The organism is Paenibacillus sp. 7516, from assembly GCF_002272715.1.
In the GTDB taxonomy this organism is placed as follows: domain Bacteria; phylum Bacillota; class Bacilli; order Paenibacillales; family Paenibacillaceae; genus Paenibacillus; species Paenibacillus illinoisensis_A.
The window spans coordinates 320,958-346,112 of record NZ_NPBI01000002.1; the positions used below are offsets into that span (position 1 = coordinate 320,958).

Consider the following 25,155-nt stretch of genomic DNA (forward strand, 5'->3'; position numbering starts at 1 on the left):
GAGCTTATGTCTGGATATGATGGTACAGCAACATTCAAACGCAAAATGATCGATGCTCTCGTGAGCTTGGCCGGAAGGCAGCCCATGAGGGCGTTTTTTTATAATGTGGTGGTGGAATTTGTTCAAGCAAAAGCCTGGAATTGTTCAAGTGAGCTGGTGAGGCAGCATTGTTTTTTTCAAGCAGATCAAGGGATTCTTCATTCAAACAAAGAAAAGAAAGCGTTACCATATGAATAAGCCCAAACGAAAGCAAACGCACAAAGGAGAAATTCATATGCAACGTACCGAGACCCTGAACAGCTCTGTGAAGCAAAGAGCTGGCAAGTTGAACCGCAAGGACGGCATACACCTCCTGCTACTAGCCACACCGTTCGTCCTGTTTACGCTGGCCTTCAGTTATGTCCCTTTATTCGGATGGATCTATGCATTCTTTGATTACAAACCAGGCATTCCGCTTCAACAAACCCCGTTTTTGGGACTGGAAAATTTCCGCAATATGTTCGATGATCCGCGGATGGGTCCCGTACTGGCCAATACGCTGGCACTGAGCCTGTTGTCCATTGCAACAGCCCCCATACCGATGCTGCTTGCCATCCTGATTTCGGAGGTTCGTTCCGGCTGGTTCAAACGGCTGGTGCAGACCGTGTCCACACTTCCGAATTATATCAGCTGGATTATCGTATTCTCTCTAGCATTCAGCATGTTCAGCACGGAAGGGGCCGTCAATTCCATCATGTTAAAAACGGGTATTGGCAGTCCCCCAGTTGATATCCTGGGCAATTATGACCGTGTCTGGACGGTACAAACGTTGCTGCTGCTGTGGAAATCTGCAGGATGGAGCGCCATTATCTATCTGGCCGCCATCGTCGGCATCGACAGCGAGCAGTATGATGCAGCGAAGGTGGATGGCGCGGGACGCATGCGCACCATTTGGCATATTACGCTGCCGAGCATTATGCCGACCTTTATTGTACTCTTGCTGCTCTCGGTCAGTAACCTGCTCTCTGCGGGATTCGAGCAATATCTCGTATTTAGCAATGTCATGATAGCAGACCGAATTGAAGTGCTTGACCTTTATGTATATCGGCTCGGCCTTGTGACCGGAGATTACTCGTACTCCACAGCAGTGGGCATTTTCAAAACCGTCATCAGTGTCCTGCTGCTCTTCAGTGTTAACATTCTATCCAAGAAAGTTCGCGGTCAAGGCATTGTCTGACACGCAGGGAAAGGAGACATACAGAGATGCGTACACAACCCGCAGGACAGATGCTTCGTCCGGTACGCCACACGGATTGGAAAGATCTGACGTTCACCCTGTTTAATTACATCATGCTGTCACTGCTTGTCATCATCACCATATATCCGTTTTATTATATCCTCATCTATTCCATCAGTGATCCCATTGAGGTTCAAAAAGGGGTTTACCTCTGGCCAGCTGGCTTCTCTCTTGAAGCATACAGAGCGACAGTTCAGCTGCCAGGCATCCTTGACGCAGCCATTGTAAGTGTCTCACGTACGGTGCTGGGTACACTGATTACGGTTTTCAGCTGTTCATTCTTTGCCTACCTCATTACCAAGGAAGAGATGCCGTACCGCAAAATCATTTACCGTTTCGTTCTGATCACCATGTACTTCAATGCTGGCTTTATTCCGTGGTATCTGACCATGAAAACTTACGGCTTGCAAAACAATTTCTTGTTATACATTATCCCAAGTGCGATGTCTGGATTTAATATTATTTTGATCAAAACGTTCATTGAACAGCTGCCCGCATCACTGGAGGAATCGGCCAAGATCGACGGGGCAGGGTACTTCAGAATCTATCGCAGCATTATTTTTCCGCTGTCGATGCCTATCATAGCCACCATTGCGGTGTTCTCAGCCGTTGGTCAGTGGAATACCTGGTTCGACAACTTCTTTCTGGTGGAAAATCCGAAGCTGCAAACGCTGCAGCTCGTGCTGTACAATTTCTTGAATCAGTCGAGCAATCTGTCCAATATGACGACCGAAGAACTGACCCGTGGGGACGTTGTCCGATCACTGACACCACAGTCCATTCGCATGACGATTACGATGCTCGTCACGCTACCCATCGTCCTGGTGTACCCGATGCTGCAGCGTTACTTCGTCAAAGGTATCATGATGGGTGCCGTGAAGGGTTGAGGTTTAAATGAATCTGCAATCAAACCGGATTATCCGGCATCTGCCGATAATCATAGAAGAATAAACAGGAGGGGTTATGACATGAGAACTAAAAAATCGTTTCGCCGTGTAATGGCACTGTTTATCATGACGTCTATGCTGCTGGCAGCCTGTACAGGTGGCGGCTCGGGAACAGGCCAGACGGATACGGGGGGAGCGGGTTCATCAGACACCGGCTCGGAAAAAGGCCTCGTGACACTTCGGGTACTCATAATGGAAACTGGCTCCAAATGGAATACACAACAGAATAACGAGGTGGCACAGGCTATTGCGGAGAAGATCGGTGTCAAGATTGAATACGTTGAAGCAGACGAGAATAAATTCAATGTATTGCTGGCTGGTGGCGATCTGCCTGACCTGGTGCGTACGGATGTGAACAAATACCAGAAGCAGCTAATTGAGGGGGATCTCATTGTTCCACTTGACGAGTTGCTAGCCACATCAGGCAAAGATATTACGGCGAACATCGGAACTGTGGTTGAATACAGCAAACAGAACTGGAGTAACGGTACAGGCAAACTGTATTTTCTGCCTCCGCAAGTACAATCCAAACCAGGTACGTCCATTGCACCCATAACGATCGGACCAACGATACGATGGGACTGGTATAAGGAGATCGGTGCACCGGAAATGGCTACTATGGATGACCTGCTGGACGTTGTAGCAAAAATTGTGGAGAAGCATCCACAGACCGAAGACGGGAAAAAAGTTTACGGCGTGTCCATGTGGCAGGATTGGGGGCTCTGGCCTTATACCATTCCACCCGTCATCTTCACTGAAAGTGTAAGCGCTACAAGCGACCTGACAGCATCCCAAGTTGGCGGCAGCGAGTTCATCAGCAATTTGAGCGACGAGTCCTCCAATTTTTGGACAGCACTGAATTTCTATAACAAGGCCCAACGCAGAGGCTTGCTTGATCCGGATTCCCTTACGATGAAAAACAATGACTATATGGCAAAAGCAACTGCAGGACAGATCGTTGTTGGTCCAGCCACTTGGGCGATGGGTGATTTCAATGCACAGCATGCAAGCGAGGGCAAGGGATATCTGGTTGTACCTGCCGGCAAACTTGCATGGACGGGAGCAGTCAATCCGCTTGGATGGCAGGATAAAGCCTATAGTATTTCGAAAACGTCCAAAAATCCTGAAAAAGCAATGGAATTCCTGAATTATATTTACTCTTATGAGGGAGCACGAACCATGTATAACGGTGTGGAAGGCAAGCACTGGAAGACCGTGGACGGCAAACCGACACTTACAGACGAAACACTCTCTCTCAAAGCAGCAGGCGGTGCACCGTATGAAGCAAGCGGACTGTCGCTGGACCGCAATATCATTGGACTCGGTGGCAACATGATCAATCCGAATGACAAGATGCCGGTCGACCTCTTTACTTCAGAGGAAGCGTTATCCAAAGCGGCCACACCGCTTGAAAAGGACTTTGCCGAATACTATGGCGCTTCTTACTCGGGAGAGGTGTTCAAACAGATGATTGATGAAGGCAAATTGAACACGTTTACCACCTGGATGAACGGCATGTCGGACGAAGAGATTGTGCAGCGCAATACCGTTCCAGGCGTAACCTTGGATGACAAACTGAAGAAACAGGAGTCAGAGCTCAAAGAGTTGGCAGCACGCGAGGCCGCCAAAATCATTCTTTCCAAGGACGATCAGGCATTCGAAGCGAACAAACAAGCTGCACTTGCGGCATTCAAAAAAGCTGGCGCAGATGAGTTTTCTGCCTGGTATAACGCTGAAGTTCAGCGGCTTCGTCAAGCTCATGGGCTGTAATAAGACTTGGGTGTAACGGTAGACGGCAGAGTGGGGAGCTAGAGCTGTGAAGTTTTAGCTCCTTTTTCTTTTGAACATTCGGATTGACAGGAGTTGATGCAGATATGGACCACATTTTATCAACTGGCGGGAGTGACCTGCCAGCAGCAATAAAAGTCACCGCTGAAGAGGCATTCACATGGCGAGCTTCATGGATCTGGGGAGAAGGCAAGGATTGGCCGCGTAATGAATGGCGTTGTTTTCGGCGGGAATTCGAATTGCAGGAATGGGAGTATGGAAGCGCTGAGGTAACCATTACGGCTGATGCCAGATATGTCTTATATGTCAACGGTGTGTTGTGTGGCAGAGGACCTAATCGCTCCTGGCCTTTTGAACTGAACTTCCATGTGCATGAAGTTGGCCATCTGCTTCGGACAGGGCGTAATGTTCTCGCAGTTCTGGTAATTAGCTATGGCGTGGCTACGTTCACGTATCTGCCGGGCAGGGGAGGACTTCTCGCTCAACTGGAATCGGTACACCGTGCCTCGGACGGTATTCTGCCGCGAAGAGAGTTTATCCTGGGTTCGGATGAATCCTGGCAGACGGCACTTCATGCCGGTTATGAACGTCGGTCAGCACGCATGTCCTGTCAGCTTGGCTTTGCTGAACAAGTGGATGCATCCCGCTGGGACGAAGGCTGGGTTGGAGCAGAAGCGTTGTCTTATCCTGAGGATGATGGCTGGACTGCTGCACGGATCATTGGCACACCAGGCATTGCGCCTTGGGAGAACTTGATTCCGAGTGACATAACCGAACTGACTGAGCAAGAAGTATGGCCTATTCGAGTGGAATCAGTCAAAGAAGTGTCTCTCGTATCCTGGACCCATGTGCTGGATGTGCGAGAAGCGATGGACCCGGGGAGCAGGATGCATGCCAATCCCGTATCCTTTGCCGGATATGCTGCAGCAGTTATTCGGGCAAGTGGTGAAGCTGAAGCTGCTATTGGATTTTTCAGTGCTTTTCATGCGCTGCGTGGCATAACGCTCAACGGTACACATTATCCAGCGACAGCGATGAGCGGGGAACATCCACGTAGAATTCAGCGTGTTACACTGCAGCCAGGAGACAATCTGCTGCTGGTCGAGCTGGCTGGACCGGATCATGGCGGCGGGCTGCACCTTGGAATCGACTGCGACGTTCCTTTTACAGTTGTACCGCCTTTTGATGAATTACAAGCGAGCAAAACACCCTTTGCCTTGATAGGTCCATTTGCGACTCTCGTGCATATCGACCATCAGCCGGATCATGATCCCATCCGGGCATATCAGGGATTTGGCGGTAACCAATCTTTGGATGGAAAGGCCTTCCCGGATGCAGAAGTATACCTGCGATGCCGAAATTTGGCCTCCGTCTCTGAACTTGCTCCATACCGGGCCTGGATAAAGCCGTTTCCCGAGAGACTCAGCTCGGATGCTTCAATCTTTACGTCCAGCATCTGGAAGAGTCAGGAGCAAGCACGTCCCGTTCCTGCGGATTTGCAGCAAGTATGCTTCGCCAATCGACAGCCTGCCATCGTGCCGACAAGCTCTGCCGGGAGAAGTACCGAGCTGATTCTGGACTTTGGCCGTGAATGGTCCGGTTACCTTCGATTCGAAGTGGATGCTTCGGAAGGCACCATTATTGATGCGTACGGTTTTGAGTATATGGAGGGTAGGTGGCGTCAGGATACCTTTGGCGTTGATAATACGCTGCGTTACGTTTGCCGTGAAGGAAGACAAAGCTATGAATCTCCAGTAAGGAGAGGGCTGCGGTATCTGATGCTTACCATACACGGGAATACGAGACCCGTGCGGCTGTTTGGTGTTACCCTTGCGCAGAGCAATTATCCAGTGGCAGAGATTGGTCGATTCCATTGCTCCGATTCTCTTTTGAATGACATCTGGGAGATCAGCAAGCATACCACACGGCTGTGCATGGAGGATACTTTTGTAGATTGCCCCACTTATGAACAGGTTTTCTGGGTTGGCGACAGCCGCAATGAAGCGCTTGTCAACTATTATGTGTTCGGTGCAACCGATATCGTAAGACATTGTCTGCAGCTCGTTCCAGGATCAAGCCGCCAAACGCCGCTCTATGTGAATCAGGTGCCCAGCGGCTGGAGCAGTGTGATTCCAAACTGGACCTTTTTCTGGGTCACCGCTTGCCTCGAATATGCCCGCTATACCGGGAGCAGGGAATTTGCAGCGACGATCTGGCCCAAAGTGAAGTTCACGCTGGATCATTATTTGCAGCATATCGATGCCAAAGGACTCTTTACCATTAAAGCCTGGAATCTGCTGGACTGGGCACCGATGGAGCAGCCCAACGACGGGACGGTCACGCATCAAAATACGATATTTGCGCGCACGCTGGCAGATGCGGCCCAATTGTCCGAAATGGCAGGCTGCACAGAAGAGAGTCTATCCTACTTTTCCGCATCCGAAGGTTTAACCCGCGCGATAAATAGCCATTTATGGAGCGAAGAGCATCAGGCTTATGTGGACTGCATCCATGCGAATGGTGCTTGTTCAAGCATCTTTAGCATGCAGACCCAGGTGATGGCACTGGTTACCGGAATAGCAACAGGGGAACGCAGGGAAAAGCTTATTTCCTATTTAACCTTGCCGCCTGAGAATTTTGTGGCTATCGGTAGTCCATTTATGACGTTCTTCTATTATGAAGCGTTGGTGATGAGCGGTGAGACGGATTATATGCTGCAGGACATGAGGAAGAAATTCGGCGAAATGGTGAAACACGAAGCAACCACCTGCTGGGAAATGTACCCGGGATTTACGGAGAATCGGGCGAATCCCAAAGATTTGACACGCAGTCATTGTCACGCCTGGTCGGCAGCACCGGGGTACTTTTTGGGCGCATCCGTACTCGGGGTTCGCCCCATTGCAGACGGTTGGACACAAATTCGTGTTGCTCCGCAGCCTGGTGATTTGCAATGGGCAAAAGGGGCCGTGCCGCTTCCCGGTGACGGAAGAGTTGATGTAGCATGGCAGATTCGTGAAGAAGAAGGAGAGTTTGTATTTCAAATGGAGGTATGTGCGCCGAAAGAAATTACGATTGTGATGGAGGCTCCTGAAGGATTTCGGCCAGTGCTTATACACAAAACATTATGAATTCGTTTAAGAGCGGAGGTTTAGGTTCATGAAGCATATCTCATATTATCATCCGGTAACAGACAAGCGATATCTGGATGAAGTTCAAGACGAAGCGTATTCTCGATCCTCGCTGCATGGGGACGCGTGGGTGGAGATGGAGAGCCGTATTCCTGCCCGTTACATAACGAATGAAGGGCAGAATTCACTAGAAATTCGGCATGGTGATTCAGATAACCAATCCTTGACCAAGGATACATTGCTGTTGTCCGGCGTTTGGCGAATGAAGGGAGGCGATCCGGCCGATGCTGGAGATCCGGCGCCTGCAACCGGTTGGTTTGGGCGAAAAGCCCGGGCCAGCGAAGGCATGCAGGAACGTTGGTACGATCCCGATCATAATCGAGAGGATTGGCTTGTGATTAGCGTACCCACAACGGTGCAGAGAGCACTGATCGATCTGGAGCTGATGGACGATCCCCACTGGAACACCAATACCATTGATGAACTGGAGCAGCATGGCACACCGGAAGAAACCCCAGTCTGGTTCCGCAGGACACGTGTGGAATGCAAGGAATGGTGGTTCGCTGTAAGGTTCGAGCTGCCGAATGAGTGGCAAGGAAGAAGGCTTACCCTGGAGTTCGATGGTATTGACTATTCGGGCACGGTCTTTATCAATGGTTCATCACTGGGGCACCATCAAGGGATGTTCGGTGGCCCAGTTCACGACATCACAGAACTGGTTCAATGGAATGAATCCAATGTGCTTGTTGTCCGAATCGATCCTGGACCTCAAAGCTGGAATGGTCTGATGAAGCCAAGTCCAGGTTTTGGCTGGCATTATGGGCACCTCATCTCACTCGGCATCTGGAAGGATGTGAGGATTGTGGCTCAGCCGGATATTGCTTTGCTTGATCCTTATATTGCAACGCTGTCTTGTACCTCCGCTCAAGCTCTGCTTCAATTGGAGTTTACAGTGGAGAGCCATCTTACCAATCGGTCCCAATTAACGATCGAGGGATTGATTAGGATGAAACAATCGAAGAGGGATATGGATTCTTTTGACTCAAATACCAATGGGGATAGGGAAAAGGATGCTCACTTTACCTTTTCTATCGAGGTGCCATATGGTCGGAGCAAATTTAGTACCGTGATTAGGCTGGCCAATCCGGAAGTGTGGTGGCCTTCAGGTTACGGCGAACATCCGCTGTATGAGCTCGTGCTGCAAGGAACCTCTACAACTGAATTTCTACAGGACACTGAATCTGCCTCTGCGAGCAACCCAGTACCAGATCTCATTAAGGTGGGCGAAGTCCGCACTTCGTTTGGCATCCGAACGGTTGAGATGCGTCCCATGCCGGGTACAACGCCGGAAACCGAATACCGCTGGCAATTTGTTATCAATGGAGAACCCATGTTCATTAAAGGGGCCAATTGGTGCTGGCCTGATGTCATGCTGACACAGCAGAAGGGACAGTATGAACGGCTTCTGGAGCTGGCCCGTCGCGGAAATGTGCAAATGCTCCGGGCATGGGGCGGTGGATTGGTGGAAGATGATGAATTTTACAAGTTGTGTGACGAAAAAGGCATTATGGTCTATCAGGAATTCCCACTCTGCTGGGGTCCGCCCGATTCTCCCCTGACGGATCTCGGTGTACTCGACCGTCAGACCGTACTTTCGGTAAAAAGACTGAGAAATCATCCTTCATTGGTCATGTGGGGCGGAGGTAACGAAAATGGCAAGCATGGCGGTGCAGATGAAGGTCTCTTTTTGGTCGGAAAAAGATGTCGTGAGTTTGATCCATCCCGTCCATTCCATCGAACCGATCCATGGGGTGGCAGCGCACACAACTGGAACGTCTACCATGGCGGTGAACCGTTGGATGAGGCAATTCTGGCGATGCCTTCGAAATTCTATGGCGAATTCGGCATTCCAAGCCAGACGAACGTTTCAAGCTGTCTCCGCTATATGCCAGAGGAAGCGCTCGAGTTGTTTCCCCCCACCGAAGAAAGCAGGGGCTGGAAGTCACATTTTCACCAGTTCGGCCTGAAGGATGTTATTAAAGTCATGCGATACGCAGCCTACGGACCGATCCGAAACTGGCAGGATTACATCACGTATTCCCAAACCGCTCAAGGCGATGCCATTCGTTGGACTGCTGATATACAGCGAGCGGGAACAGGGAGAGACAAGAGTGGTTTCTGGTATTACAAATTCTCGGATTGTTTTCCAGGACATTCGTGGGCAGTGGTCGATTACTACGGGACAGCCAAGTTGTCTTATTATCGCGCCAAGCAAGCTTCACGTCCGCAAAATGCCTTTATCACCAGCCCCAAGCTGAATACCTGGGAGCCAGGTGAACGATTCCACGCAGAATTGCATGTGGTGAACGATTCACGTGAATCTCTTAACAATGCGTACGTTCAAGTCTTGATGTATAACAGCCAATTAACCGAGGTGATGACTTGGAAGTACCCTGCGTTGAATGTGAAGCCAGGGCTGGCAGCCTGCATCGATCAGCTGGGAGTAAACTTGCCGGAAAAAGAAGCGATTCAGCCGTTCCTGATAGCCATCATGCTCTATGCGAGCAGCGGAGCTCTCATCTCCGATCAGTGGTATTGGTTCAATGCCCAGCCGAAGACAGCAGAGCTGCTGGCGTTCGAGAGAGAACATCAGCATGAAGCAAACGAGTATCCGGGGGATCAAGCCAGGCAGGCGTTTTCATTATACGCTGATCTCCCTGCTGCACCGCTGCGTGAACTTCCCTCTACCGTGCTTGAATGGTCTATTGATCGGCAAGATAAGGGCGGTATTATTACCATTCGCAATATCGGGAGTGTGCCGGCAATTCGGGTCATCATTCACCATTTTCCTGATGATTGGAGCTGTTATCTGGAGGATAACGATTTTGGAATATTGCCAGGAGAAGAGAGACGTATTCCGTTTGAAGCAGGATCCGAGGTTCTGCTATCCGGGATGACTGTAAGCGCCTGGAACGCACCCGAGGTGCAGGGGAGTTGTTCAGAAGTGAGCCGCATCCAAGGCGGAAATGTGGATTGAATAACAGGAGGAGCAGTAATATGACATCATCGAAGGCAATCGAACCACTGAATTCAACGAAGGTGCTGAAGAAAGTACAGGATTCAAAGGAGATGGTGGCACACAAGGAAATCTTAACCTCAGATCAATGGATTGCCAAGTGGATCACCCGGTCAACATCCCCTCCTCAAGATTGGACTTTGTATCAGGCAGAGGTTGTGATTAGCGTGGAAGAAGGAGGTGCAGCCTTTCTTTTCGGTTATCAGGACAAAGATCATCATTGCGGTATTGAACTGAGTGAGGGCGATCCGAATGAAGGAGCTGCACGGCAGATACGGGCATACATTTTTCGGATGGAATCCGGTATGCGCCACACTTTGCAGAAAATCACCCTTCCTGCATCCCAAAAGCAGCCTGAACACATCACACTCAAAGTGACGAAGGAAGGCGGGGAGTGGGAACTCACGCTAAATCAACAGTATACCTATCGTTGCATGGCAGCGGATTATCAGGGAACGGTGGGTTTTCGCACAACAGGTGGACAGAAGGCTGTTTTCCGCGACTTGAGGGTTACTGGTAAAGATGGACGCATGATGTATTCCAACCGGTTTTATGATCCGAAAACAACTCATTTCACAGCAGGTGCTATACATCCTTCGGGGAATGGGCTGGTGGTCGAGGGACATATGCTGTCCATTTGTGAGGCTCCGCTTCCGGTAGACAGTCCGATGTTTCGGAAAACGTTTGACATTCCCTCATCCCTACTCCAAGCCAGGCTCCGCATATATTCGATAGGCTGGTATGAGCTTCGCATTAATGGAGTTCGGGCAGACACCCGAGTGCTGGCACCAGCCAACACACCATACCCACGCAGGATGCTTTATGACACGTACGACGTGACCCATTTGCTTCACGATGGAGAAAATGCGCTGGGCGTATGGCTGGGCAACGGGTACCATTTTAACTATTCGCGCTGGGGATGGAAGTGGAACCGGGATAAGGCATTTATCGTGCAGTTGGATCTTAGGCTGGAGGACGGCAGCACGCGGACGATCATAACGGACGAAACCTGGTCAACTGCGACAAGCCCGATTCTTGTCAACGATATCTATGACGGTGAGACTTATGATGCTAGGCAGATGCGTCTAGGTTGGGATGAGCCCAACTTTCTGGAAGATGAGGATTGGTCAATGGCAGTAGTCGCTGATCCACCAGTGGGTGAGTTGGAGCCGAATCATCAACCTCCTGTCATACCGTTCGACCCGATAGAACCTGTTGCCGTCTATAACCCGCTACCCGGTGTGAATGTTTATGATTTTGGCCAAAACATGGCAGGGTGGGTCCGTATTCAGGTAACAGGTCGGGCAGGCAGCGAAGTTCGGCTGAAATACAGTGAACTGGTAGATGAACAAGGCAACATCGACCCTTGGACGAATCGAAACGCCAAAGCGAAGGATATATACATCCTTAACGGGGAAGTAGGAGAGTGCTATGAACCGCGCTTTACATATCATGGATTTCGTTATGTGGAGGTCAGCGGGGAGACAGGTCAGCTCTCCATACAGGCTGTTCCGGTTCATGCAGATGTAGAGCAGGCAGGTACCTTTGAATGCTCTGATCAAGGCATCAACAGACTATACAGTAACATTCGGTGGTCCTATCTTAACAATTTGGTGAGCATACCAACGGACTGCTGCCAGCGTGATGAGCGCACCCCATGTCTTATGGATTCGGCTGTGGTTGAGGAAGCGGGGATGAACCATTTCAACATGCATCGTTATTATCGTAAGTGGCTTGGAGATATCGAAGACAGCATGACCAATCCGGATTGGAGCGGAGACAAGGTCTCCCTTCCCTGGCATCTCTATATGCACTATAACGACTTGAATACGTTACGTGAAAGTTATCCATTCATGAAGGACTACATCGATCATCTGCATGAGCGATGGCCTGACCATGAAGTCAAAGATGGCTTTGGAGACTGGTGTCCTCCTAACGACGATGGTTGGGAGAATTATTTTCATGAAGTCGAACTAGTAAATACCAGTATCTATTATAAAATCACTTCCATTGTTGCCGAAACGGCTGCAGTTCTGGATATCAATGCAGATCGTGATTATTATACCGAACTGGCCCGGCAGATTAATCATGCTTTCCATCGTCGTTGGTACTCCGGGGAAGGTGTCTACGGCAGTGGTTCCCAGACTGCTCAGCTGCTGCCGCTCGCTCTCGGCATGGTGCCAGAAGAACAACACGTTTTTGCCGTGGACCGTCTAGTGCAAGCTATTGCGGAAAAAGGCGGTCATCTTCATACAGGCATTTATGGCACGAGATATCTGATGGACGTTTTGGCTGATCATGGACATATCGATGTTGCCCTGGAGCTTTTGAACAAGAAGGAATATCCCGGATTCGGCTATCAAATTGAACGCGGAGCCACCACACTCTGGGAACAATGGAGCGAGAAGGGCGGCATGCATTCCCACGATCATGCAATGTTTGGCGGAATAAGTACTTCTTTTTACACCCGACTTGCAGGCATCAGACCAGACTCCCCTGGCTATGAAAGGATAAGGATTGAACCTGTCATTCCTTCCAAACTGGATGCGGTACGTGCTTCGCTCAGGACAGCATATGGAGCCATCGAAGTAGCCTGGAAAAAGGAACACGGGAGTCTGCATATTCAGACCGTGATTCCTGAAGGAACCGCTGCTACGCTTGTCTTGCCACATGATCTGGTAACAGCAGCTAAGCAGCCCCGTGTTCACGAATTGAAACCGGGACGACACTCCTTCTCCATTTCCTGTGAACCATCGACTAAAAATACTGTAAAGGGGTCAACGTGATGCCTGACATGATACATCGCTATGAAGGCGGATTTCCCAAAATCGGTATTCGTCCAATCGTGGATCGCCGCAAGCTAGTAAAGGCTGCGTTGGCGGAAAGTACGCTGGAACTTGCCCGTGAGGCTGCGGCCGAGATCACCTCCGTTCTTCGCAATCCGGATGGCTCGCCCGTGCAAGTTGTCATTTTTGAACCATGCATCTCCGGAATGACCGAAGCTGCTCGCTGCGCTGAGCAATTTCGCAAGGAAGGTGTTGGCGTGCTTGTCACTGTTGCGAGCGGCTGGTGTTATCCGCTTGAAACCATGGAGACCGATCCAACCCTGCCACACGCGGTCTGGGGCTTTAACGGCACGGAACGACCCGGTGCGGTCTACCTGGCTGCACTCCAAGCGGCACATAATCAGAAAGGGCTGCCCATATTCAAGATCTATGGCAAGCATATACAGGACCAGGATGAACGGAAGCTTCCAGAGGACGTACGCGATCAGCTGATCCGGTTCGCCCGAGCGGGCATGGCCGCTGCACTGCTGCGAGGCAAATCCTACCTGTCCATTGGCTCTGTCTCCATGGGCATCGCAGGCTGTATTGTTGACGAACATTTCTACCAGCGTTATCTGGGGATGCGCAACGCCTACGTCGACATGACCGAAGTTAGCCGAAGGCTGGAGAATCATATCTACGACAAGCAGGAATTACAGTCAGCATTAGCCTGGGCTGCACAGCACTGCAAGGAAGGACCGGATCCCAATCCTGAATCGGTACAGATTGATCCAGAGATCAAAAAGAAAAACTGGGAAATCTCCATTGGCATGACACTGATCGTACGTGATCTGATGATTGGTAACCCGAAACTTGCCGAGATGGGATACGAGGAAGAAGCTTATGGTTATAACGCCATTGCATCGGGATTTCAGGGTCAGCGTGAGTGGACCGATTACCAGCCCAGTGCAGATGTCTTGGAAGCTATCCTGTGCAGTTCCTTCGACTGGAATGGCATTCGTGAGCCTTACATGGTTGCAACGGAGAATGACAATCTAAACGCAGTCACAATGCTGTTCAATCACTACTTGTCACATACCGCTCAGATTTTTGCTGATGTGCGTGCATTCTGGAGTCCAGAGGCAGTGAAACGGGTTACTGGCTGGCAGCCTGACGGCTTGGCCGCGGCTGGTTTCATTCACCTGATCAATTCGGGGCCAGCTGCACTCGACGGGACGGGGGAACAGAAACGTGAAGGTAAGCCCGTGATGAAACCACATTGGGAGATTGAGGATCAAGAGGTTCATGAATGCCTGGAAGCTGTAAGCTGGCGACCAACCTATATGGATCAGTTTGCAGGAGGCGGGTATTCAACCGACTTCACAACGCGAGGTGGCATGCCCGTCACGATGGCACGGATCAACCTGGTTGCGGGTTTGGGACCTGTGCTCCAGCTTGCGGAAGGTTACACCGTGGAGTTGCCGGAAGACGTGCATCGTCAATTGGATCTGCGAACTACGCCAACATGGCCGACCACGTGGTTCGTACCCAAGCGGCTAGCGGGTGACCCCGTCTTTGATGACGTCTATGGTGTGATGGAAGCATGGGGATCGAATCACTGCGCTGTAAGTTACGGGCACATCGGTGCAGATTTAATTACCCTTGCGAGCATGCTTCGTATTCCGGTTAATATGCACAATATTGAAGCTGATCGCATTTTCCGGCCCAGCGCCTGGTCTGCATTTGGAACAAAAGACCTGGAGGGAGCGGACTTCAGAGCTTGTTCCGTGTATGGGCCGCTCTATGGATGAGCAGCATACGCATTGTCTGTACACGTGAAATTGCTAGTAAGTTAAATAAAAGAATGTAATCGTTCCCCACACAAGAGAAACATGGTAGTATTTAAGTGCTTTATAGTTATCATGATAAGGAGCGCTTAAATATGATCATCCAATTCATTCGTTTAAGGTAATGACAGGTACAGCTCAGATACCCCGGAATTTTTAGAACAAGATGCGGGGTTTGTTTGACTGTGCCTTTTTTCGTTAACCTAAAACGAATGAAAGGGTGCTTTTTTGTGTTCAACAAAAGTAAAAAGCAGATGAGTATTGAGAGAATCAGGGAGTCGCAAGAGATGTTTCGTTGCCCGTTATGCAGTAAACCGATGAACTTGATTCACTTGCAGAGCTTAATCTGCATGAATCAGCATTGTTTCGATATTGCCAAGCAAGGATATATCAATCTATCCTCACGCTCCATTAAATCTAAGTATGATAGACAAACCTTCGAAACCAGAAGAATAATTAGCCAGAGCGGGTTATTTCATCCCTTGCAGGCTGCCGTAAGTGAAATAATTGTGAGTCAAAACAAGAGCAAAGAACCCATACGTTTACTGGATGCAGGTTGCGGAGAAGGTTCTCATTTGTATAACATACAATCCACAATAAATCAGAGAAAACGTAACGCTATATTGGCTGTAGGAATGGATATCTCAAAAGAAGGGATCAGTCTTGCAGCAGCGGAATATTCAAATGCCATGTGGTGTGTTGCAGACATTGCAAACATCCCACTAGCTAACCAGCAATTTAATTACATCATAAACATTCTATCCCCAGCCAATTATTCCGAGTTTCAGAGATTGCTCACAGATCACGGTTTGGTGATTAAAGTGGTTCCAGAGCAGCATTATCTAAAAGAAATCAGAGATATCCTCTACAAAGGAACAGGTAAACAGGTCTATTCCAATACACCTACAATTCGTTATTTTAACGAACGGTTCGATTTAATAGCGGTTGAAGATATTCAATATCAAGTTAGCCTCAGTGAGCACCTCATTCCACCTTTGCTTGGGATGACGCCGTTATCTTGGGGGGCTTCACAAGGGGCCAGAGAACAGATTTTACGGATGGATCTGAGACAAATTACGATGGACTTTAAGATATTAGTGGGTATGAAACCATCAAAAAACTAGTGGTCTGCATTTACGATTAACTAATACCAAAGCCTCCATCAAGGCAGCCGATCAATAGATCGGCTGTTTTTGTTCAGGGAACAGCGAAGCATTTTGAGTGTGAAACCCAATATATGGTACTATTATTGGAATAAGAACATCTGAAATGGATCAAGGGGATGATAAGGTGGGCTCTAGGTTAATGCATTTGTTGATTTCAGACTTTGTAGGTAAGGAGCTGTCTATCAAGCAGCGTGGTGATATGCTCCTTGGCGCCATAGCGCCAGATGCAAACTCCGAAAAAGGAGATACCCATTTTCTAGGAGATCAATTCAAGTATGGCGTCAACAGGCGATGGGAATACGGGCGTTTCATCACTAAATATAAGGAGCGTATTACTGAGCCTTTTATGCTGGGTTATTTAACTCATTTGGTTGCGGATGAAGTTTGGGCTATGAAATCTTACTTTAGCGGATTGGAAGAGCGACTGAATAAGGAGCCTGCACTGTACGATCGCTATCACCATGACTTTCGATTGTGCAATGCGAAGCTGATTGAAATGTTTACTTCTGAGGGACTTTACGAAACACTAAATGCCGCTGTATACATACCAGTTATGGATGAACTTGATAAGAAGAATGTATTCATATTGAAGAAACAGGCGCTGGAGGACTTTAACTACCCAGTGGAACATGTTCAGCAGGAGATGAGTGTTTTTTCATTAGACGAGATCTTGGCATACATGGAACGCTCCGCCTATCGTGCCCTGGATGTATGTCGATCACAGCTAGGTACAATTCATACTTAAGTGAACCTCTATGCTCTTATAGACATGCGGATAAGCATACTGGCTTTCTTATGAAAAAGGAGAATAAAAGATGTTTATAACATTTAAGAAATCAGTATTAGAAGATATTGAAACATTGCTTCTTCTTCAAAAAGCAGCGTTTCAAGAGGATTTGGAAAAGTACGAAGACTTTGAAACTAATCCAGCATGTGAAACCTATGAAAAATTGGCTGAAAATATTAGAAAATATCAACACTTTACTATTTTAGAGAAAAAAACAATTATAGGTGCGATTGATGTAAGAGGCAACGATGAGCGCATGCACATTGATAAGGTGTTCATTTCTCCTTCTAATCAAAGTAAGGGTGTAGGTACTGCAGCAATTCAATTTGTGGAATCACAATTTCCGAATACAAAATTATGGACCTTATATACACCGCATTTAAGCTTTCGTAATCATTACTTTTATGAAAAGTTTGGATACCAAAAGACTAAAGAGATTCAGCTTGCTCAAAAGCTGATTTTATTCAAATACGAGAAGCGAATAGAGTAATTCTGAAAAAATAGTAAAAATAATATAAATCGTAATGGGGGGCCATCTTATGATGGTCTTTTTATATTGGAGCAGCAGCTCTATGAAACATCAGAACGTTTGCAATCCGAGGCAGCCTTAGTTTAGGGTATCTCTCACGACTTGACCTTAGGTCTGACCTAAGGTATATGCTTAGTTCATATTCCATGTAACTGAGGGGGAAAGCAATTGAAAAAGGAAATTACGATCAGCGAGTTAGCGAAACTGATGGGCGTGTCGGTCCATCAAATTCGTTATTTTGAGGAAAAAGGCATATTGTTGCCGTCGTATATCGATGAAAATCAATATCGCATGTATGGGATGAATGAGATTTACCGATTGGCGCATATTTTACTTCTCCGCAAAGTTGGGTTGCCGGTAAAAGCCATCCGGGAATGGAGTGAAGAAGGTACCCCGGACGATATGCAGCAATTGCTTGTACAATCGGTTTCCAAGATGGAAGCTGAAATAGACAGGCTGCGATCGTTAAGCGGCTTTATCCGTAAGGTGCTGGACGAGAACGAGCACTACGGGCAGGAGGGCACTTCCTTTCAGGTTATTCAACGTGATCAGCTTATCCTGACTACATGGTTCGAGACGCACATGGAGAGTGAATTGGATGCTCGAATGTTGGTTCAAGAGGGGGATACGCTGCCAGAGTTGTTTGAAGCGGACATTCATTACGTTTATGAGGGAGACCACCGTGTATTGCTGTGCACGGAAGTGCATGACGTGAAAGGCGATATCGCTTTCCCAGCTGGCGAATACGTATCTTACCGGTTTACAATACATGGCGAAGAAGACCTGGAGCAGCACTTCAGTCAATTCCAGGCATTTGCTGACCGCACTGGTCTCATACTACATGGTTCACGGATTCTTGCGGAGAAGTCATATCTGTCGCTGTTCACCCAAGAAAGCTTATATTATGAATTGTGTGCACGTATTGAACATAACGGTAGCGATGCAGTGGATGGTGACGGAAAACGATGAACATCCATCCTGTCGTTCAGATGGAGCGAATGAAAGAGGAACATCAAGCTTCGGTCAGCCAACTGTTATTTCAAGGGTTTTGCAGCAAATTTGGTGCAAATTTGAGTAACGCACAAATGATGATGATGTTTGAAACGTGTCTCTCGCTGGATGAACAACAGGGGAAAAGCGAGCGTATCGTTGCCATGAAGGAAGACGCCATTCTCGGCAGCTTGAGCCTCCAGTTTAAGGCTTGGTCAGGCGAGCTGCGTTCGAGTATTACAGTAACAGACCTGCTTCCCTTGTGGAAAGAAGTTCAAAACGTTGGATGGCGGAGAGCACTCGGTTTTGCTCTACGATTGGCATGTTTGAGCCATCGTCCGGTACGTGGAGAAATGTATATTGCCGATATAACCGTCCATGAACGGTTTCGAGGAACAGGAGTAGGCCGAGCGATGCTGGAATGGGCCCTTCGCGAAGCATCTACAAGGCCGGGAGTCCGATATGCAAGCTTGCATGTGTCGGGGAGTAACCTCGGAGCCAAACGACTGTATGAGCGCATGGGATTCCGCACGCTTGAAGTACAGCGCAGCTCCTTCATGACATGGTTGTTTGACGAACCGGAATGGAATTACATGATCCATGAAGGATAGTCATTTTTACGAGGAAGGGATGTAGAAAAAAACGTGAAGAAAAAATGGGGAATGATGCTCTTGATCGTCCTGCTGCTTTTAGGAGGGACGGGTTCAATTATTTTATGGCAAAATAGCTTTGACATGGTCCAACGTGCCGTGCAAATAGATACGCCTCAAGGCAAATTAACGGGGGTGTTAACGCTTCCCGTGAAATACAGCGGCAAAGTGGGTTTAGTATTATTCATTCATGGCGACGGGCCGATCGACGCGACACACAACGACGGCTATAAACCGCTGTGGGAGCGGCTTGCTGGGATTGGTTATGCTTCACTGTCGCTGGACAAGAGGGGAATCGGCGGGTCGGAAGGCAGCTGGCTTGACCAGCGTATGGATGATCGGGTAGAGGAAGCACGGCAGGCGCTGGCGTGGGCGAGGCAGCAACCGGAAATCGACGCGAGTCGCATAGGCGTATGGGGCGCAAGTCAGGCAGGATGGGTCATTCCCAAGCTGGCTGGCAAAGAACGGCTAGCCTTCAGCATACTAGTCTCTCCGGCAATCAACTGGCTCACGCAGGGAGAGTACAACACACGGAGTGAGATGGCTAAGGAAGGACGCCCCATGAATGAGATTGAGCAACAGGTTAAAGAGAATAACCGGATTAAGAAGCTGCTGATCGCAGGCAGTTCCTATGAAGAATATGTGAGCCTCGCTGGGCAAGAAGATGCCATGTCCAGAGAACGATGGAGATTCGTGAGCCGGAACTACACTTCCGATGCAACAAACGATATTGCGAATTTTGAGTCCCCTGTCCTGCTAATGCTCGGCGATCAGGATATAAACGTCGACGTGCAGGAAACGGAGAGGGTCTACAGGGAGCATGTATCGCCATCGGAACTATTACGAGTCAAACTCCTGCCAGACACGGAGCACTCCATGCTGTCCGTCTCTACGACCGAATCACCAGCGCGTGCATTATTGATAAGTTTGTTTGCCCCGCGTAACATTACAGTGAAGGGATATATGGATGAAATCGAGGATTTTCTGCGATCCATTACTCCAAATTAAAGAAAGAATTCCGTGCATACCTTACTATGATAGAATGAATGCAGTTTGGATGATGGATAAGCGGAGGATAGAGATATGAATAAAACGGAGCGGCATCTTGCAATTACCCTTGAGTTACAGCGCAGCAAAACGCTAAGGGCAGAAGATCTGGCTTCCCGGTTTGAGACAAGTGTACGAACGATATATCGGGATATGCAAGCACTAAGCGAAGCTGGGGTGCCAATAATAGGAGCACCTGGTCAGGGCTACTCTCTAATGGAAGGGTATTTTCTCCCCCCGGTTAGCTTTACAGCCGAAGAAGCCGTATCCCTGCTCATGGGGGCTGATTTTATTGAACAGAGATTGGATCATACATACGCAAGTGAAGCCGAGTCGGCTCAACGTAAAATTGAAGCTATTTTGCCAGAATCCGTTCGAAATGAATCTACACGTGTTCGGGAAACCATGCGACTCCTTCATGGAAATGATCCCTTAACTGGAGAGACGGTTAAAACTTACCTTAAGCAAATACGTAGCGCCATTCTGGAGAAGCACAAGATTCGTTTTATGTACCGTAAAAAAATGCCAGGGCCAGACGGGAATCGAAGCAATCTCCGGGAGGTATCTCCGTATGGATTATCTCTTTTGCATGAACATTGGGTTTTAATCGCACACTGCGATATGCGACAAGACATCCGTCATTTCCGACTGTCCCGAATGACGGAACTTCAAGTATTGGAGGATCACTTTCTTTTACCGGATCGTTTTGACCTAAGCAAATATCGGCCGTCGGATGATCGGAATGAACGGGTATTGATCAGGGCAAACCCTGAAATAGCAGACAAGATTATAGAGGGAGTCAACTTCTATATCGAAGCCATAGAGGATCATGTGGACGGTGTGAATTTTCATCTTCGTGTCCGGCATACGGAAGAACTATTGCATCATTTGCTTGGTTGGGGTGGGGATATTCAAGTGATTGAGCCGGAGTCTCTGCGCATGCGAATTCAAGAAGTTGCGAAAAATATTTTAAAACACTACTGACATACCCTTGTCAGTAGTGTTTTTTTATACTTTGAGTATATCTAAGATGAAAAGGGGTTGCTGGAAGGATGAAAAACACACTTATTGTACTGAAATCTTTTGAAAATTCTGTAGAGAGGTATTTGGCTGAATTGAAACAGCTGGGTATGGAGCAATTACATAGAAAGACGGATGAGGAGGAATGGTCCATTGGACAGATGTATATGCATTTGATTCAATCAGCGCTCTTTATGCACCTGCCTAATATGAAACAATGTTTGGTTCACAGCGAACCATCGGTAAATTCGAATGAGGGAAAAACGGAGCTGGGGGAAAGGGTGTTCGAGCAAGAACAATTTCCGGCCATTCGAATTAAAGTCCCTGCTTCACCGCAGTACACTCCGAAGTCACCGGAGAACATGGAGCAATTGATTGAAGGGTTGCATCAAGTCATAGAAGCAATGAGGGACATGGAAGCTGTTTTGCGTCCATCGCCAGTAACGGATAAGATCATTCATCCAAGCCTTGGGGCACTGAACGCCCAGGAATGGTTTTTATTGATCGAAATGCATTACAGACATCACTTTTTGCAACTGAATCGTTTGAAGTTGGATTTAGGCATTGGGCAGAGAGAAGGCGAAATCTAATGTCGGTTATAACAAATCAGACAAGCAGATATTGGATTGGCGTTGTTTCTGCTTCTCATGTCCATACAGCCGTAGAAGGCGGATTTGCACAGTTGTGTCACGGCAAGGCAGTATCCCTGCGTCTGATGTCCCCAGGTGATTGGCTGATATACTATTCCCCGCGCACAGACATGTCGACAGGGAAGCCGCTCCAGGCATTTACCGCTATTGGCCAGGTGAAGGACAGCCCAGTCTACAAATATCAGATGACGGAATCTTTTGTACCCTTCCGCCGGGATATCCGTTATGTTCCGTGTCGGGAAGTTAAGATTGCCTCTCTATTAAACGAACTCGACTTTACACGCGGAAATCGAAATTGGGGATTTACATTTCGCAAAGGACATTTTGAAATTGGAGCCGAAGATTTCATGACAATCGCTGCCTCCATGATTAATCATAAGGACTTTCAAATCTGCTAGGAATGTGATCATTGCTATTTTAAGTATTGCTTGCGAAATTGCAGCGGAGAAAAGCCGAATTCCCGTTTGAAGCAGGACGAAAAATACGGGGAGTACCGAAAACCCACTTCCTCGGCGACCCGGTCAATGGACCAATCGGTCGTGACCAGGAGGCGTTTGGCCCGCTCCAGCCGAAACTGCTGCAAATAATCGGATGGCGTACATCCGTATCTCGATTTCATGCATCGTACAATATAGTTTGGATGAAAGTGCAGGGCGGACGCGATGGCTTCATTGGTGACTTTCTCCCGATAGTTAGCTTGGAGGTAAGCCGCAGTCCGTTCGGCCAATCGGGAAGCCACCGAATCCGTTCGGCCGAAACATTCTTCTTCAAGCAAGCTGAGCAGTTCTCCGAGAAGTTGCTGTTCCTGCCAAAAGGAGAGCGTGGGCGGCTGGGTGAGCAGCTGTTCTACCATACCGAACACCGTGCGTGAGTCAGGCAAATGCATATATTTAGGCAATCGAAGCGTGTAAGGGTTAATAAATGGCCTGGTTGAATAAGGTGATGTATTGTTCTCCGCTAGCTCAGTCACAGATGCATCCCGTCTCGGTGCATGCTCAAAGTGAACCCAATAAAAAACGGTATCCTGATCGCAAGGTCGGATCGAATAGTGTTCTCCATCAGGCAGCAGCAGCAGCATGTCTCCCTCGGTTAGTGTCCATTGTGATCCATTCTCGCCGATATACATCTCTCCGCGAACAAGGATCAGCAGATCATACGCTCCGATGTTGCTGCGATGAGGGTGCTGGTCCCCGCTTTTATACTCTGTCAGGCCCGATCCCAAATAGTAGGGGAGTGGGGGCATATGAAGTTCAATCATGGTGTCTTCGCCCAGAACGTTCGCATCCTTTCGCTTGTGTCATATTTTATAGAAAATGGTTCATTCCATTCCTATTAAGTCGGTTATACCAAGCATATAATTGAGTTCGTAAAGAGTCAATTAATATAGGAGGTACTACTGATGCAGACAACACAGGTTCATATCCGGGACTCATTTTGGGAGGATTATTCCACACTGGTACGTCAAACAGTCATACCCTATCAATGGGAGGCATTGAATGATCGTATCGAAGGAGCGGAACCCAGCTATGCCATTCGCAATTTCCGAATTGCTGCCGGTCTAGAACAGGGAGAATTCGGCGGATGGGTGTTTCAGGATAGCGATTTATATAAATGGTTGGAAGCGGTTGCTTATTCACTACGGAGTTATCCTGATCCCGAACTCGAGAACACCGCAGATGGAGCAATCGACCTCATTGGGCAGGCTCAGCGGGATGACGGATATATCAATACTTATTTTACAATCAAGGAACCGGGCAAAGAGTGGACAAATATGTATGAGGCCCATGAACTGTACTGTGCCGGACACCTGATCGAAGCTGCGGTGGCCTACGCTGACGCAACGGGCAAACGTAAGCTTCTTGACATTGCATGCCGTTTCGCTGACTTAATCGACAAGCTCTTCGGTACGGGAGAGAACCAGAAACGGGCATACTGCGGGCACCAGGAGATTGAACTGGCTCTCGTCAAGTTATATTATGCAACCGGTGAGGAACGTTATTTGAATCTTAGTCATTATTTCATTGATGAGCGGGGCAGCAGCCCGAGTTATTTCATCCAGGAATGGGAACGGGGAGGCAGAACTAACATCTGGTCACAAGGTTCGCCGGACTTGGAAATGTATCAATCCCATCTTCCAGTACGGGAACAGACAGCAGCCGTTGGACACTCTGTACGTGCGGTTTACATGTATACGGCCATGGCCGATCTCGCTCGTTTGACGAAGGATGACAGCTTACGAGCGGCGTGCGAACGGCTGTGGGCCAATACAACTCGCAAACAGATGTACATTACGGGAGGCATCGGTGCGACTCATTTGGGCGAGGCGTTCACTTTCGATTATGATCTGCCGAATGACACGGTGTACGCGGAAACTTGCGCATCCATCGGATTGATCTTCTGGGCACGCCGGATGCTTCGTTTGGAAGCGAAGAGCGAGTATGCGGACGTGATGGAACGTGCGCTGTACAACAATGTGCTTGGCAGCATGTCCAAGGACGGCAAACACTTTTTCTATGTGAACCCGCTTGAAATATGGCCAGAGGCCAGCATGCGCAATCCGGATAAGCATCATGTGAAACCGGTCCGTCAGAAGTGGTTCGGCTGTTCCTGCTGCCCGCCAAACGTGGCCCGTTTGCTTAGCTCGCTGAACGATTATATCTATGATGTCTCTGCGGAAGAGAACGCGGTTCATGTTCATTTATACATTGGTAGTACGGTAGAATTCACGTCCGCCGAAGGCAGGGAAGTCAAGCTGAGTCAACATTCGGAGCTTCCTTGGAACGGAAAAATCAACTTCAACATCTCGCTTGCTCCAGACAGCTCAGATGGTGCTGCATTTACACTCGCGCTCAGAATTCCAAACTGGTTCCAGAGTGGGCAGCCTGTTTTGCGAGTGAATGGCGAAGAGCAGGCATATACATTGAACAATGGTTATGCTCATATCCACCGAATATGGTCGGAAGGAGATGCATTGGAGTGGTTACTGCCACTTGAAACGCACTTGATTGAAGCTCATCCACAGATTCGAGCTGATGCAGGCAAAGCAGCCATTCAGCGCGGACCACTTGTATATTGCGTGGAAGAGGCGGATAACGGAGCGCCGCTGGCTTCATTATCCATTGCCGAAGCAGCCAATTTAACGGAGCGCGATGCACCGAATTTACTTGGCGGCTGTGTTGTTGTGGAGGGCGACGGACTGACTGCAGATGGGTCAGCATGGCCGGAGGATCAACTGTACCAACCGATTCGCAAACCTCGCATTCCAGTACGTTTTACCGCCATTCCTTATTATCTGTGGGGGAACCGTGAACCGGGTGAAATGAGCGTCTGGCTGCGTAGCTGAAGCGTGGGTCTTCGAAGCAACTCTATCGTTTGAAGAGGTTGAATGGCAACTGAACATAACGCGTGGTTTCAATATTGGCAGGACAGAAGGTCCCTCGAATATTATCCGAGGGACTTCCGCCATGTCTGGCCTTCTCGAAACCCGGA

Annotated in this window: 19 protein-coding genes; 18 read left to right on the forward strand and 1 reads right to left on the reverse strand. The window is 48.6% G+C overall.

Annotation, left to right across the window (positions count from 1 at the left end):
* The first annotated feature begins 45 nt into the window (after positions 1-45).
* From CHI14_RS01435 to CHI14_RS01515, 17 genes are all read left to right on the forward strand, one after another.
* Positions 46-237 (forward strand): hypothetical protein, encoded by a 192-nt coding sequence (locus tag CHI14_RS01435; protein WP_170947975.1) that lies wholly within the window; start codon positions 46-48, stop codon positions 235-237.
* Positions 238-274: 37 nt separating this feature from the next.
* Positions 275-1,216: an ABC transporter permease gene (locus CHI14_RS01440; RefSeq protein WP_095286627.1), complete on the forward strand. Its 942-nt coding sequence runs from the start codon at positions 275-277 to the stop codon at positions 1,214-1,216.
* Between the two features lie 26 nt (positions 1,217-1,242).
* Positions 1,243-2,163 (forward strand): carbohydrate ABC transporter permease, encoded by a 921-nt coding sequence (locus CHI14_RS01445; RefSeq protein ID WP_227779495.1) that lies wholly within the window; start codon positions 1,243-1,245, stop codon positions 2,161-2,163.
* A gap of 81 nt (positions 2,164-2,244) precedes the next feature.
* Complete coding sequence (locus tag CHI14_RS01450; protein ID WP_095286628.1) at positions 2,245-3,993, forward strand: extracellular solute-binding protein; 1,749 nt, start codon at positions 2,245-2,247, stop codon at positions 3,991-3,993.
* A gap of 104 nt (positions 3,994-4,097) precedes the next feature.
* Positions 4,098-7,139, forward strand: coding sequence for a family 78 glycoside hydrolase catalytic domain (locus CHI14_RS01455; protein ID WP_095286629.1), 3,042 nt, complete (start codon positions 4,098-4,100; stop codon positions 7,137-7,139).
* A 28-nt stretch (positions 7,140-7,167) separates the two neighbouring features.
* Complete coding sequence (locus CHI14_RS01460; protein WP_095286630.1) at positions 7,168-10,176, forward strand: glycoside hydrolase family 2 protein; 3,009 nt, start codon at positions 7,168-7,170, stop codon at positions 10,174-10,176.
* A 20-nt stretch (positions 10,177-10,196) separates the two neighbouring features.
* Complete coding sequence (locus CHI14_RS01465; protein ID WP_095286631.1) at positions 10,197-13,001, forward strand: alpha-L-rhamnosidase; 2,805 nt, start codon at positions 10,197-10,199, stop codon at positions 12,999-13,001.
* A complete protein-coding gene (locus CHI14_RS01470) occupies positions 13,001-14,791 on the forward strand; it encodes an L-fucose isomerase (protein ID WP_095286632.1) in 1,791 nt (596 codons plus the stop codon). Before CHI14_RS01465 ends, CHI14_RS01470 begins: the two co-directional genes overlap by 1 nt.
* Positions 14,792-15,114: 323 nt before the next feature.
* The gene (locus tag CHI14_RS01475) at positions 15,115-15,951 is read left to right on the forward strand and encodes a putative RNA methyltransferase (RefSeq protein ID WP_349290347.1); all 837 of its coding nucleotides are present in this window, start codon (positions 15,115-15,117) and stop codon (positions 15,949-15,951) included.
* Between the two features lie 181 nt (positions 15,952-16,132).
* Entirely contained in the window at positions 16,133-16,738 is a 606-nt protein-coding gene (locus tag CHI14_RS01480) for a hypothetical protein (protein ID WP_095286633.1), read from the forward strand.
* Positions 16,739-16,808: 70 nt separating this feature from the next.
* The gene (locus CHI14_RS01485; protein ID WP_095286634.1) at positions 16,809-17,270 is read left to right on the forward strand and encodes a GNAT family N-acetyltransferase; all 462 of its coding nucleotides are present in this window, start codon (positions 16,809-16,811) and stop codon (positions 17,268-17,270) included.
* 207 nt (positions 17,271-17,477) lie between these two features.
* Positions 17,478-18,278: a helix-turn-helix domain-containing protein gene (locus tag CHI14_RS01490; RefSeq protein ID WP_095286635.1), complete on the forward strand. Its 801-nt coding sequence runs from the start codon at positions 17,478-17,480 to the stop codon at positions 18,276-18,278.
* A complete protein-coding gene (locus CHI14_RS01495; RefSeq protein ID WP_095286636.1) occupies positions 18,275-18,910 on the forward strand; it encodes a GNAT family N-acetyltransferase in 636 nt (211 codons plus the stop codon). The genes CHI14_RS01490 and CHI14_RS01495 overlap by 4 nt, the downstream gene beginning before the upstream one ends.
* Before the next feature lie 33 nt (positions 18,911-18,943).
* Positions 18,944-19,957 carry an alpha/beta hydrolase family protein gene (locus CHI14_RS01500; protein ID WP_095286637.1) on the forward strand — a complete coding sequence of 338 codons (1,014 nt, stop codon included), beginning with the start codon at positions 18,944-18,946 and terminating at the stop codon, positions 19,955-19,957.
* Between the two features lie 75 nt (positions 19,958-20,032).
* Positions 20,033-20,980, forward strand: a complete 948-nt coding sequence (locus tag CHI14_RS01505) for a helix-turn-helix transcriptional regulator (protein WP_095286638.1) — start codon at positions 20,033-20,035, stop codon at positions 20,978-20,980.
* Between the two features lie 68 nt (positions 20,981-21,048).
* Entirely contained in the window at positions 21,049-21,606 is a 558-nt protein-coding gene (locus tag CHI14_RS01510) for a DinB family protein (RefSeq protein WP_095286639.1), read from the forward strand.
* Positions 21,606-22,064 (forward strand): EVE domain-containing protein, encoded by a 459-nt coding sequence (locus tag CHI14_RS01515; protein WP_095286640.1) that lies wholly within the window; start codon positions 21,606-21,608, stop codon positions 22,062-22,064. The genes CHI14_RS01510 and CHI14_RS01515 overlap by 1 nt, the downstream gene beginning before the upstream one ends.
* A gap of 14 nt (positions 22,065-22,078) precedes the next feature.
* On the opposite strand, the gene CHI14_RS01520 is transcribed toward CHI14_RS01515, so the two are convergent.
* Positions 22,079-22,924 carry an AraC family transcriptional regulator gene (locus CHI14_RS01520; RefSeq protein WP_170947976.1) on the reverse strand — a complete coding sequence of 282 codons (846 nt, stop codon included), beginning with the start codon at positions 22,922-22,924 and terminating at the stop codon, positions 22,079-22,081.
* 141 nt (positions 22,925-23,065) lie between these two features.
* On the opposite strand from CHI14_RS01520, the gene CHI14_RS01525 reads away from it, so the two are divergent.
* Entirely contained in the window at positions 23,066-25,009 is a 1,944-nt protein-coding gene (locus CHI14_RS01525) for a glycoside hydrolase family 127 protein (protein WP_095286642.1), read from the forward strand.
* Positions 25,010-25,155 lie beyond the last annotated feature (146 nt).